The organism is Streptomyces sp. NPDC058371, assembly GCF_042723265.1.
Classification (GTDB): domain Bacteria; phylum Actinomycetota; class Actinomycetes; order Streptomycetales; family Streptomycetaceae; genus Streptomyces.
This window is the reverse complement of record NZ_JBHXJC010000010.1, coordinates 140,095-152,816: the sequence shown is the minus strand read 5'-3', so window position 1 is coordinate 152,816 and position 12,722 is coordinate 140,095. Positions and strand designations below refer to the sequence as shown.

Annotated in this window: 11 protein-coding genes; 9 read left to right on the top strand and 2 right to left on the bottom strand. The window is 65.8% G+C overall.

The genetic code is table 11. The features are described from left to right. Positions 1-23: 23 nt before the first annotated feature. Together ACFWM2_RS26875 and ACFWM2_RS26870 are read left to right on the top strand one after the other, a co-directional pair. Positions 24-443 (top strand): Hsp20/alpha crystallin family protein, encoded by a 420-nt coding sequence (locus ACFWM2_RS26875; protein ID WP_383284970.1) that lies wholly within the window; start codon positions 24-26, stop codon positions 441-443. A 179-nt stretch (positions 444-622) separates the two neighbouring features. After that, positions 623-1,072, top strand: a complete 450-nt coding sequence (locus ACFWM2_RS26870) for a DUF2267 domain-containing protein (protein WP_383285356.1) — start codon at positions 623-625, stop codon at positions 1,070-1,072. Positions 1,073-1,604: 532 nt separating this feature from the next. Here the strand turns inward: ACFWM2_RS26870 and ACFWM2_RS26865 are convergent. Then, positions 1,605-1,802: a DUF397 domain-containing protein gene (locus tag ACFWM2_RS26865; RefSeq protein ID WP_383284967.1), complete on the bottom strand. Its 198-nt coding sequence runs from the start codon at positions 1,800-1,802 to the stop codon at positions 1,605-1,607. Next, entirely contained in the window at positions 1,803-2,648 is an 846-nt protein-coding gene (locus ACFWM2_RS26860; RefSeq protein ID WP_383284964.1) for a helix-turn-helix domain-containing protein, read from the bottom strand. A 217-nt stretch (positions 2,649-2,865) separates the two neighbouring features. Between ACFWM2_RS26860 and ACFWM2_RS26855 the strand changes: the two genes are divergently transcribed. The 7 genes from ACFWM2_RS26855 to ACFWM2_RS26825 all read left to right on the top strand — a co-directional run bounded on the left by ACFWM2_RS26855 (position 2,866) and on the right by ACFWM2_RS26825 (position 12,722). After that, entirely contained in the window at positions 2,866-3,498 is a 633-nt protein-coding gene (locus ACFWM2_RS26855) for an ATP-binding protein (RefSeq protein WP_383284961.1), read from the top strand. Between the two features lie 254 nt (positions 3,499-3,752). Next, positions 3,753-4,184, top strand: a complete 432-nt coding sequence (locus ACFWM2_RS26850) for a very short patch repair endonuclease (RefSeq protein WP_383284958.1) — start codon at positions 3,753-3,755, stop codon at positions 4,182-4,184. 274 nt (positions 4,185-4,458) lie between these two features. Further along, complete coding sequence (locus tag ACFWM2_RS26845; RefSeq protein ID WP_383284956.1) at positions 4,459-7,023, top strand: Z1 domain-containing protein; 2,565 nt, start codon at positions 4,459-4,461, stop codon at positions 7,021-7,023. Next, the gene (locus ACFWM2_RS26840) at positions 7,020-8,042 is read left to right on the top strand and encodes a PD-(D/E)XK motif protein (RefSeq protein ID WP_383284953.1); all 1,023 of its coding nucleotides are present in this window, start codon (positions 7,020-7,022) and stop codon (positions 8,040-8,042) included. Before ACFWM2_RS26845 ends, ACFWM2_RS26840 begins: the two co-directional genes overlap by 4 nt. After that, positions 8,039-10,015, top strand: coding sequence for a hypothetical protein (locus tag ACFWM2_RS26835; protein WP_383284950.1), 1,977 nt, complete (start codon positions 8,039-8,041; stop codon positions 10,013-10,015). Before ACFWM2_RS26840 ends, ACFWM2_RS26835 begins: the two co-directional genes overlap by 4 nt. After that, on the top strand, positions 10,012-10,908 hold the full coding sequence (locus tag ACFWM2_RS26830; RefSeq protein WP_383284947.1) for a hypothetical protein: 897 nt from the start codon (positions 10,012-10,014) through the stop codon (positions 10,906-10,908). The genes ACFWM2_RS26835 and ACFWM2_RS26830 overlap by 4 nt, the downstream gene beginning before the upstream one ends. Then, positions 10,905-12,722: a DUF6339 family protein gene (locus tag ACFWM2_RS26825; protein ID WP_383284944.1), complete on the top strand. Its 1,818-nt coding sequence runs from the start codon at positions 10,905-10,907 to the stop codon at positions 12,720-12,722. The genes ACFWM2_RS26830 and ACFWM2_RS26825 overlap by 4 nt, the downstream gene beginning before the upstream one ends.

Here is a 12,722-nt window from a genome sequence, read left to right as displayed (position 1 = left end):
TCAGCTGAAAGGAGTGACCTGTGATGCTCATGCGCACCGATCCCTTCCGTGAATTCGACCGACTCACGCAGCAGGTCTTCGGCGCCGCCCGCCCGGCCGCGATGCAGATGGACGCCTACCGCGCCGGTGACGATTTCGTCGTCCACTTCGACCTCCCTGGCATCGATCCCGAGACGATCGCCCTGGACGTCGAGCGCAACGTCCTGAACGTGCACGCCGAGCGCCGTTCTCCCGCCCCCGAGGGTGCGGAGATGATCGTGTCCGAGCGCCCCACGGGAGAATTCACCCGTCAGCTGTTCCTCGGTGAAACCCTCGACACGGAGCGCATCGACGCCTCGTACGACGCCGGGGTCCTGACGCTGCGCATTCCCGTGGCCGAGCAGGCCAAGCCCCGCCGCATCCAGATCACCGGCGGCAGCAAGCCCAAGCAGCTCAACGGCTGACCGGCGCACACTCCGGCACCGCCGCCTCCGCGGGCACGCATGCCGGCCCGCGGGGCGGCCCACGGCCACCGTCGGAAACGGACCACGGAGGAGACCACCCGATGATGACGCTGAACAAGACGAGTACGAGTACAGGTACGGGTACGGGAATGAGCGCGACCGGGACTGCGGTGAGGACGATGACGCCCGCGCCGTTCAGGTCGGCGCTGCCGTTGACCTCGGCGGGCCCGACGAGGTGGCGCGAACTGGTGGAACTGGTCAGGCGGTTCGGCCAGTACGCCACAGGGGCGGAGGCCGAGCGGGTCACCCGCATCGTGCTGTCGGCCCTCGGAGCCCTGGTGGTCGGCGACGAACGCGTCGACCTCGTGCGCCGGCTCCCCGAAGAGGCGGCACTCCTGATCGCCTCCCAGGTGCCGGCCACCCGGAAGCCGACCGCTGCGGAGTTCGTGGAGAGTGTCGCCCCGCGTATCCCGGGCGCGACCCCGGCCACGGCCCGCTGGGACGTCAGCTCGGTGCTGAGCATCCTGCCCCAGGTGATCGGCGAAGACCTCACCGACCGCATCCTGAGCCAACTCCCCAACGGCTACGCCCTGTTGTTCGGCCGAGCGGAACTCAAGCGGTCGGCCTGACCGCAGGAGGCCCGGTTTCGTGGCGCTACCCGAAGGCGGCGCCACGACGAGGACCACGCCACGCCACTCCGCCAACGGCCGGCACCCGGCGCAATCCACCGCAAGCGCCGGGTGCCGGCCGCAGCCCGATCCGCAACCAATCCCGCTCCCCGGCCCCGGCCTCTCCACCGACCGCATGCCGCCAGACCCGCCCGGCGTGCAACCGAGATGCACTCGCGCCCCACAAGCCGGCCGCTCGCCGCTGAGCCTGCACGGCGTGCAGGCGAGACGCAACCGCGCCCGCAAACCCCGGCCTTCCCTCCACCCCGCCCAAGCGCACACCCACCCGAGGACCCCTCACCCCTGGTCCGCACGCACGCTTCTCCCACGTGTTGGAGTGGTCCGAGTCAAGGGTGGAGCGCAGCGAAATCGCCGCAGGCGACGCGACCGGAGGGAGCGCCCTTTACTCGGCCCACGGAAGCACGACACTCCCCAGAAGCGGGCGGACCCACGGCACCATTGGAACCAAGGACCGCCAAAACTCCTCGGACAGTCAGCCCATCAGCGCGGCTACGAAGTCCGCCCACGCTCCCGCCGACACCCCGACACGAGGCCCTTCCGGCCGCTTGGAGTCCCGCACCATCACACCAGCCGGTACGAAGGCGGCCTCCACGCACTCTGTCGCGTTTCCGCCGCTGTACGACGACTTGAACCATGCCTGTTCAGAGGGGGGTTGAGGGGCGACGGACATTCATAGCTCCTTGCGGACGCGATGGATCAGGGAAGAGGAAGCCTCCATGTCCAACGCTTGTGCGCGAAGGTACTCGAACGCAAGTCTGTATCGCTCCAGTTCCTCATCCTTCTCAAGGAAGAGCGAGCCCGTGTGGAAGTCGACGTACACGACGTCGAGCGCGGGTTCAGTGCCACCGATCGTCACGAAGCTCCCAAGCGCCGCACTGTGAGCCCCCTTGGAGAACGGCAGTATCTGGAGTGTGATGTGAGGAGACTCGTTCGCCTCGAGCAGCCGGTCCAACTGCTCTTTCATGATGGCCGGAGACCCGACGACACGGCGGATCACTGACTCGTCGAGGATCGCCCACAGGCGCGGCGGCTTCGGACGGGTGAGGATCTCCTGCCGCTTCATGCGGATGTCGACGAGCCGCTCGATCTCCGTCGATTCCAGGGGGACTTCGTTGGCCTTCTGGAGAGCGGTGCTGTAGGAGCGGGTCTGCAGAAGCCCTGGCACGTAGACGCATGAGAAGTGGTCCTCCCGTACGGCCTCGTCTTCAAGCGTGAGCAGCAAGTTCATGCTCTCGGGGATGGAATCGGCAAAGGAACTCCACCAGCCCTGCTGCTTGGCATCCTTTGCGAGGCCGACAACGGAAGTCCGTTCAGCTTCAGTTGCGGCGTACGCCCGGCACAGCGCATCGACGACGATCCACTTGACCGGGCCGGCCTGAGTCTCGTACCGGCTGACCGTTGCCTTGGACACCCCGACGAGCCGACCGGCTTCTTCAAGGGTCAGTCCTTTGCGGGCACGCAATTTACGCATCATCGCACCCAGTTGGCGACGGCGTGTGGTGGTCCGAACGGACATACGGCTCCTCTGCGCGTGCACCGGGCAACTGCCCGGAAGCCCAATCAGGCTAGGCAGTACGGGAGTCGGCCCACCACCAGGTTCACTCGATGGATTCTCATGAGAAGTTACACGGTGAGAGTTCTCTCTGGCATGCTCGCTCGCAGACCGCTACGCAATGCAGCCGTACGGATGCGGCGGGCGCAGCATGCGCGTGGCATGGGAGGGAGGAGTGGCCTTGCCTGGCTACGAATTCACCGAACCCCGACTCCGCTGTGTCCTGCCTTTCGAGGCGGCGCCGGCGGAAGTGCGCCTACTCCGAAGAGCCGCTGCGGCGCAGCTCGGTCAGTGGGGGATCTCCGCGGCATCGGATGAGGCGGAACTGCTCGTCACGGAACTGGCGACGAATGTCGTCAAGCATGTCGGCGAAGGCGTCTCGGCGACCCTGATCCTTGAGCGGAGAAGCGAGCGACTACGCGTTGAAGTCCATGACAAGAGTCGACGTCTCCCCTCACTCAGGGGTGCAGTCTGTGATGAGGAGTGCGGTCGTGGCCTGCACTTAATCGCGGCTCTGGCGGTGGACTGGGGGACCGTCCTGACGGGGGCGGGCAAAGCGGTCTGGTGCGAGATCTCGCTCGGCGCGGGCCGTGCTTATCGCCGAATCGAGCGGGCTGTCGCGGCGCTGGAGAGCTATCGGGAGTCCAAAGGCGGAGCTGCCCTCCGCGGCGCCAGGAAAGAGACGGACCTGAAGGAGTCGGCGGTGGAGCTGATCGCCGACCTACTCCACTGGACCGCCGACTGCGGCCATGATCCGGACGACATCCTCGACCGTGCGCAGATGCACTACGAAGCTGAGGTGGACGTGGCCTGACGAGCAGCTCTGCTTGGAGAAACGTCGTTCTTGATCGAGGCCCCAATCGTCACCACTTGATGATTCGTGGGCTTGCCGAGGGGTTCGCCGGCCTGGTTGTCGGCGGGCCCACTCGTGTGCTGTTTCGGCGACTGACCGTGACGTGCCGACGATGCACTCGGCAAGTGATGGGTCGCTGTCCGGTTGGCGCCGGCGCTGCTGGGAACACCGGGGGCATGGCTTGCGCAGCGACGGGAGCGCGGGAGACTTGGGCCATGTCACCGATCGCGTCGTCTCCGGCCGTCTCCGCTCGCATGAGTCGGCAGGCGTCCCGTGACACTCAACCGGAACGGACCGTACGCCGCCTGCTGCATGCCGACGGTATGCGGTACCGGGTCCACTATCCCGTCCCGGGCATGCCGCGGCGGAGCATGGACATCGCCTTCAGCAAATTGCGGATCGCCGTGTTCCTCGACGGCTGCTACTGGCACGGATGCCCCGAGCACGCCACGCATCCACGGGCCAACGCGGAGTGGTGGCGGTCGAAGCTTGATCGGAACATTGCGCGTGACCGCGAGACGACCGACCACCTGACTGCCGCCGGCTGGGTCGTGCTGAGGTTCTGGGAGCACGAGGCGGCCGATGCCGTTGCCCGTCGGATCGGGGCCGAAGTTCTGTCTCGTAGATCGGCGCCGAACGGCCCTTGACCCAAGCCGCCCGCACCTGAGAGCACTCCGTTCCCGGTCGTGCCCTTGGGTTCCCGCATGGGCTTCGCGACGGCTGAGGTTCCGTACCGGGCTGGGACCACGATTTGGAGTATCAGGACTTGCTTCACGCAATATCGTGTAGACGTTGTGTGCACACGGCGTGACTCCTTGATGCACGTCAAGGTGTCTGCGTCGCGGGTGGGCTGATCTGCGAGGGGCAGGCCTGGCAGTCCGGTTGGCTCCAGCGAACAGAAACGGGGAACGGTCGACTCCCATGACCGACGAACTCGACGGAATGTACGACACGTTCAAGGCTCTGCTCGACTCGTTTCCTCCGGCGGAGGCGGTCAAGCGGTTGGAGGTGTTCGGCATCGCTCCCGAGATCGTGCAGCAGATCCGGGAACGCCATGAGCAGCAGATGATCCGCATCAAGGAGCTCGAGGAACCCCACGCGGTGATCCTGGGACATCGGGACACCTGGTATACGGGGCCGCAGGCCAAGGACAAGTGCTGGCCGGCGATCGAGGCTCTGCTGCGCAAGGACGGTTGGCCCGAGAAGCCCGCGATCAGGAGCCTCGACGACTCCTCAACCCGTGTGGTCTCCTTGCTGAACCATCCCAAGGAGAAGTCGTTCTCGACTCGGGGCCTCGTGGTCGGTTACGTGCAGTCGGGGAAGACAACAAACTTCACCTCCGTCATGGGGAAGGCGGCGGATCGCGGCTACAAACTCTTCATAGTGCTGGCCGGCATCCACAACGGACTCCGTCGCCAGACCCAGGCCCGTCTCGTGCAGCAGCTGGTGGAGCCGAACCCCTCTCTGTGGTCACAGCTGACCGGACTCGAGAAGGACTTCACCCCGCAAGAGAACCCGGCCTCCTATTTCGGCAAGAGCAACAAGACCCACGTGCTGTGCGTGGTGAAGAAGAACGCGGCGGTCCTGCGAAAGCTCTCCAAGTGGCTCGAGAAGGCTTCGACCTACCTTGAGGACTGCCCCGCGCTGATCATCGACGACGAGGCCGACCAGGCCACCGTGGCGACGAACTCGATCAACCCGCTGATTCTGAGCATCATGAGTCACCTGCCCAGGTCGGCATACGTCGGCTACACCGCGTCCCCGTTCGCCAACCTGCTGATCGATCCGAGTGCCGAGGACCTTTACCCCAAGGACTTCGTCGTCAACCTGCCCAAGCCTGCCGGACACTTCGGCACCGAAGTCCTCTTCGGTCGCTATGCCCTCGACGGTGAGGACCCGGAGCAGGTTGACGACGGATACGACATGATCCGCTCGGTGCCGGTGGAGGACGTTCCCGCGGTGCGGCCCGGGACCAGGGCGGACGTCGAAGGCTTCGAGCCGTACATCACGGACACCCTGCGGCGGGCAGTCGAGTACTTCTGGTTGGTCACCGCGGCGCGTCGCATGCGGGGCACCGGAAACCCGCACAACACGATGCTGATCCACACCAGCGTCAACACCGCGGTCCACAACAGCTTCAAGAGACCTCTGGAGTTCTTGCGCAAGCGTGCGGCGCAGTCGCTGGAGAGCGCCGATTATCTCTCCGGGCTGCGTGCCTTGTGGGACAGCGAGACCGAGCGCGTCACGGCCGAGGAATTCGGCGAGACGAAAGTACCGTTCGAGGATTTGGTGCCGCAGTTGCCCGGAGTGCTCGACAGCTGTCGCGTCATCATGGACAACTCCAGCAGTGAGGACCGACTCGACTACGAGAACGGCCCGGTCGTCGCGATCGCAGTGGGCGGCAACACTCTCTCTCGAGGACTCACCCTCGAAGGGCTGTCAGTCAGTTACTTCGTCCGTTCGGTCTCGGCGTACGACACCTTGCTCCAGATGGGCCGCTGGTTCGGCTTCCGCAACGGGTACGCCGACCTTCCCAGGACCTGGATGACCGACGAGCTCGCCGAATGGTTCCGCCACCTGGCGACGGTCGAGACCGAGATGCGCCGCGACATCGACATCTACATGACCGAGGACGAGAACCCGCTCACCTTCGCCGTGCGCCTGCGCACGCACCCTGCCCTGCGCGTGACTGCGGCCGCCAAGATGCGCGACGCCGTCGTCGCTGCTTCCTCGTACGGCGGCAAGCGCGTCCAGACCCGCTACTTCCACACGAACGCCGAGTGGCTGCGCGGGAACATCGACGCCGCACGCACGCTTGTCGCTGCCGCTGTCTCGAACACGCACCGTTTGGAGGAGCGCGCGAGGGAGGGGCGTTACGTCTTCCGGGATGTGCCTCATGACCTCGTGCTCGACTTCCTGTCGAAATACAAGTTCCACAAGAAGTCCCCGGAGAACGACGCCGATTTGATCAGCAACTACGTTCGCAAACGGGTCGCCAGCGCCGGTTCGCTGGGCCGCTGGAATGTTGCCATCGTGGGCAACCCTGCGGGGAGGGGCGAAGACTTCACCTTCGCGCCTCACGTGGCCGTCGGGCTGAACAACCGTGCCCGCCTTGCCCTGCCCAACCCCGATCCTGACTTCGCCGACATCAAGACACTGATGAGCCGCAGGGACGCGGCGGTCGACCTTGCCGGGGACACCGGGAAGTTGACCGAGAAAGGGATCAAGGAGGAGCGGCGCAAGCAGCTTCCCGACGCTGGTCTACTCGTCCTGTATCCGATCGACAGGTTGTCCGAGCCCAGCCCGTCGAAGAAGCTCCGTGCAGCGCTCGACGCGGAAGAGCACGTCATCGGCGTCGGACTGGTCTTCCCCGAGCCGTTGAACGGCGACAGCACCGTGGAGAGTTACATCTCTGCGGACTTGTCCAACGTGCCCGTCGAGATCGAGGAAGTGGACTACAGCCTCGTCGATGGCGAGGACGTATGAACGAGGACGAACTTCACAGTCTGGTCGAGCAGCGCTGGGCCGCGCTGGAGGCCGAGCCGACTTCGGGGGAGCGTCGGCTGCGGGTGGCGGAACTCTCCGTCGCCACCGGCAGTGGCCCGCTGGCAGTGGCTGTCGACCACGAGGGGCATCGCCATCTCCTGGTGCCGATCCACACGCACATAAAGGTTCGCACCGGCCTGGACGGGCCGGTGCTCCGGCTGCGCAAGCGTCCCCTGGAGGGTGCTGATACCTACCAGACTTATGCGGATCTGGCTTGTCTGCGCAACGATCTCTCGGACCTGTTCAGTGAGTTGTGCGTGGACGTGTTGGAGGAGGCGGTTGCGCTTCCCGAGAATCCTGTCAAGGCGCTGTATCGGGTGCTCGACCGTTGGAAGTCGCTCTTTCGGACGCAGGGGCTTCCACTGGGTCCGGAGGAACTCGCCGGTCTCTTCGGTGAGTTGACTGTACTGAATCGTCTTCTCGCCAAGGACCCGAGTGCACATCGGATCTGGCATGGACCTCAGGGCTACCGCCACGACTTCGCGGCAGCAAGCAACGCTGTCGAGGTGAAGGCGAGCACCGGCAGCGAGGGTCGACGGCCGCGGATCCACGGCCTCGACCAACTCGAAGCCCCGACCGGTGGAACTCTCTGCCTGGCCTGGCTCCGACTGCACCGCACCTCGAGCAGTGTGGGTGTCCGATTCGTGGATTCGGTGAACGAAGCCCTTCGGTTGTGCGACGACGAGGGAGCCCTTCTCGAACTGCTTGCCAAGGCCGGCTACCGTCTCGCCGACGCCGACCTCTATGAGGACGTGTGTTTCGCGATCGGCGAGGAGCGGTGGTACCGAGTCGACGCGAACTTCCCCGGATTGACCGGGGAAGCGCTCACCACGGCCGGTGTGCCTGTGTCCGTCCTCGATGTCGACTACACCATCGACCTGTCCGGTGAGGTCCCCGCGCCGATGAAGCCCGCGCAGGTGACGCAGATGATCGAGAAGCTGGTTCAGGAGCCCGCGTGACCGAGCCTCGTTGGTTCTCCCAGCCCTATCCGCCGGAAGGCGCCAGCGCCGCCGAAGGCATCCGCAACCAACTCGGACGCCCGGAACTCGACCTGCTCACCATCCTCGTGCGCGAGTCCGCCCAGAACAGCTGGGACGCTCGCATCGGGAGTTTCCCAGGTCCGGTCGACTACCGCATTGACATGTGGACGGTCGGCCCCGCGCACGCGAGTACCTGGCGCGAGCTTCTCCTCGGCGGCGCGCCCACGAGCGCGGATCATTTCCCGTTGCGTGAGACGCTCAAGCGGGGCCCTGCCCGAGTGCTGGCTGTTTCCGACCGTGGTACCCGAGGGCTCGGCGGTCCGACACGGGCCGATGACGCCGTAGGTCCTGAACGCGACTTCGTCTCCTTCATCCGCAATATCGGGGAGCCGCGCGACACCGCACTCGGTGGCGGCACGTACGGATTCGGCAAGGGGATTTTCTACCTGTTGTCGAAATCGGGAGCGGTACTCGTCCACTCCCGATGCCTGGCTCCCCAGGGCGGTTACGAGACGCGGCTCATGGGATGCGTCCTGTGGAAGAGCTATGTGGCCCAGGAGAGCAACGGAGAGCGCCGATACACCGGCCGTCACTGGTGGGGTGACACCTCGGGAGACGTCGTCGAACCCTTGATCGGTCCAGAGGCGGAGACTGTTGCCCAGCGCCTGGGGCTTCGGGCGTTCGGGCCGGAGGAGACCGGGACGACCATCGTCGTCATCGACCCCAACTTGGATGAGCTCGAACCGGCCGCAGCTGCCGCCTACTTGGCCGAGACCGCGGCATGGCATCTGTGGCCGAAAATGATCTCCGTGGAGGGCAAGGATCCGGCCATGCGCTTCACCGTCACCTGTGACGGCGTCGATCACCCTGTGCCGGATCCCCGGGGCACTCGCCCGCTGAACATGTTTGTGGCTGCCTACGAAACGATGACGGGACCGGACGGCAGCGAGCTGGCATGCCACAGGCCGAGGCAGAACCTCGGTCGACTCGGGCTTGTGAAGCGCATCATGCCACCGCTGGAACCGACGCGCGCCTCACGCATGCTCGACATCGAGGATCTCGTGCACCATGTCTGCCTGATGCGGCCCGCGGAACTCGTCGTCACCTATCACCCAGGGCCGAAGCCGCCGAGCGTGAACCAGGGCTATGCCGGGGTCTTCCGTGCGGACGAAGCCATGGACGACGTTTACGCGAAGGCCGAGCCGCCGACTCACGATGCCTGGCATCCGCAGTCATTGGACAAACCCCAGAGCACCTTCGTGAGGACGACGTTCCAACGTATCGGTGAGGCGTTGAACGACTTGCTGTCCTTGACCGGGGTAGCTCGTTCCGGCGCGAGCAATGTCGCGTTGGGCGCCGCCAGTTCATTCTTTTCCGGTCTGGTGGGTGGGGCCTGGGGCATCGGTGGGGCCACGGCCTATTCCCAGCAGGGCAGCGCTCCCTCGCGTGCCTCGAAGCAAGCGGAGAGCTCACGTCGTTCGGCAGCGGGTCGCCGCGACGCGAAGGGGGCGTCCTCCGGCCGGGAGGAGGAATACGTCGCCGGCGGTTCGGGCGACTCCGGCGCCTACGAGGAGTCGTACGGAACCAGGAACGGTGAGAGAGGCACCCCGCGGCGACGCCCACGTGTCCAGTACGTGGGGGAGCCGTACTACGAGGACCGAGGCGTTGACGAACTCCTCGTCCAGGACTTCCGTCTGCCCGTGGACGGTCCGCAGCGAGTCCGCATAGACCTGGCCGTCACCCTCCCTGGAACGGGCGGGCGCGAGACCGACCCACCGATCGGGGCGAGCATGCCTGTGCTCGTCGGATGGGAAGACGCCCACGGTCATCTGCACCCTATCGGCGACTGTGTCATTGAGGGCGGCGAGGCCGTGTGGCGTGCGCTCGTACGGCCGGCCCCGGACACCATGACCGAGATCGGCATCAAGGTCGAGGCGGTGAACGAGTCGTGACCCGCCGCGTTCTCCCGTACCGCGTCCCGTCCGAGGACGTCGTCACTACCGAACCATGGCTGTTGGTGACCGAGGATGGCGAGATCCCGATGCCGGAAGCCCTGCCGGACTGGGACTACCAGATGGATCTGCACCTGCGAAGAACCGTCAGCGTCGATCTCGACCGGGCTCGCTCGCAATCGGGCCTTCCGGTCGGTGCACCGCTCACGCTTGCTGTCGTGTGGACGGCCACCGGCTCCAACCTCAGCGGGCCGGCTGAACACGCGCGGCTGTCCGACAACGGCACGATCACCGCGGAGTTCGACATCGTCCTGCGAGGCGCGGACCTCGGGGGACTGCTCGCGCTCGACACCGCCCTTGTGCTGGCCGAACGCCGTCCCGACGCCCGGCCCGCCTCGCCGCGTCGCGCAGGCTCAGTGCTGTGGAGCGATCGGGAGGAACTGCGACTGCAGGGCGACGCCCCCCAGTTCCCCATGGCAGTGATCGACTTCTCGCTCACGTCGTTCCCGGACGACGCCGCATGGCACCTGCAGATCAGCGGCGGCCTGGAGAGCGCCACCATGGGCTCGCTGCTCCTGCTCGTCAACGAGCGAAACGCCGTCACCGCCACCGCGTTCGGAAACGCAGGCAAGCCCCGACCGATCGACAGGATCGTCCTCTCCGCGGTCTACGCGGACGCGGCCCGCAGCATGATTGAGCATGCGCTGGCCAACGACGACTTCAACGAGGACAGCGACTTTCCCGACGGTTCGCTCGGCGCGACCATGATGAGTCTCTTCGACCGGCTCTTCCCAGGGCAGATGATCACCGACATCCGGCTGCGTCAACGACAGTCATCTGCCCTGTTCGCGTCGGACCTGCAGGCGGCGGTCAAGATCTTCGAGGTGTCATGATGAGTTTCCTCTACCCTCGACTGCTCGCAGAGCAGGCCAGACCACTCTTCGAGGACTACCGGGAGCTGCCGATCGCCGAATTGGCCGGTCGAGTCGGCTTCTCTCACGAGTCCGCCGTGTACGTGGCCACTGGCGGGGACAGGGTTTCCACCGGCCAACTCAGGGAGTTGCGCGCGGCGGTCGTCGACCTCGCCAAGAGGGCGGGTTTCCCCGAGGAGTCGGACCGTACGCGCAACGCCGAATTCGACCTCCGGCTTGCTGCTCTGCTGCACGCCGAGACGGGCATGGTGCCCGCCGAAGCGGCCTCTCGGGACGTCTGGGCCTTCTTTGCCCTCGTCGTTCTCCCGGATGTCGCGTTCTGGCGTTATCCCCAGCCGCCCGGGGACCGCGTCCTCGGAACCGACCTCACCCGGCACGTCTTCGGCCGCTTGTGGTGGCGGGCTCAGCTCGTTCGCGACTTCGACGACCCGGAGCCATACGGCGCGCTCGAGATCCTTGGCGAGGCAGCGTTCGACCAGATCTACGCCCGCCGTGCCGCACTCGGCGGTAGCCCCCACATGGTCCGTGCGATTCTCCGCGTTTGGAAGGACCTCGATCTCCATGGCCTGAACGAGCGTGAGACGCTTCGCGACTTCCTGAAGCGGTTGCTCCGACTCGCTCCTTTTGTTCTGTTTGACGGCATTGAGGAGCGTGCCCTGGACGAAGAGCTGCGGGTGGTTGCCGAGGAATCCGTCGATGCGCAGCGCCCTGCGTCGCAGGGCTCAGGGAGAAGCGTGGCGCAGAGCGCCGCTTTGGCCAACGTCTCCCCTTCTGCCGGGTCGCAGGAGACGTCACCTGTGCCGGAGCCGGAGCCGGCCGAGGTCCATCGGCTCCGCTCCGTTGAGATCTGTGCGGGCTGCGGCGCCCAGGCGCTCGGCCTGGAGCGAGCAGGGTTCGATCCAGTGGTGCTCATCGACAGCAAGTCCGACGCCTGCTTCACGATCGAGCGGAACAGGCCCGAATGGGACACGATTTGCATCGACCTCATGCACTTCCCGCTCAGTGAACGCCCGGACATCTTCGGTATAGATCTCCTCAGCGGTGGCCTTCCACGGGTCAAGTCCATGGCCGCCGTGGGGCGCGACGAGGACACTGATGAGCGCAAGGTTCTTCGGACCGCTATCGAGCTGGCGCGTGCCGTGAAACCGAAGGCCGTGCTTCTGGAGAACGTCCCGGACCTGGCTGAGAGCCCGGAGTTCGAGGTTGACCGTGGGTGGATGGGAGCCCAACTCGCGGAGGCCGGGTACAGCACGACGTGGAACGTTCTGAACGCCGCCGATTTCGGTGTGCCGCAGAATCGCAGGAGCAGTTTCCTGGTCGCCATGCGGGAGCCGTACTTCTCTCGGTTCTCGTGGCCGGAGCCGGATGACAGGCCTGCGCCGACCGTCGGTCAGGTGCTCGGGCCGTCGATGTCTTCGGGGGGTTGGCCGGCCGCGGCGGAGTGGGTCAAGAATGCCGACCGTGTCGCGCCTGCGATCGTGGGAGGCTCCGACCGGAGAGGGGGCGCCGACTTGGGTCCCACCGGCAGCAAGCGTGCGTGGGCTGCACTCGGCGTGAATGGCAACAGCCTCGGCGACGAGCCCCCGGGTGCGGATTTTCCCCGAGGAGAGATGCCCAAGTTGACCGTGGAGCAAGCCGCATTGGTTCAGTCGATCCCTGAGGAATGGATCTTCGCCGGTGGCAAGACGTCCCGCTACCGACAGATCGGCCATGCCATGCCCCCACCCCTTGCCACTGCTGTCGGCCGCTCCATCGCCGCAGCCCTACGAAGCTAA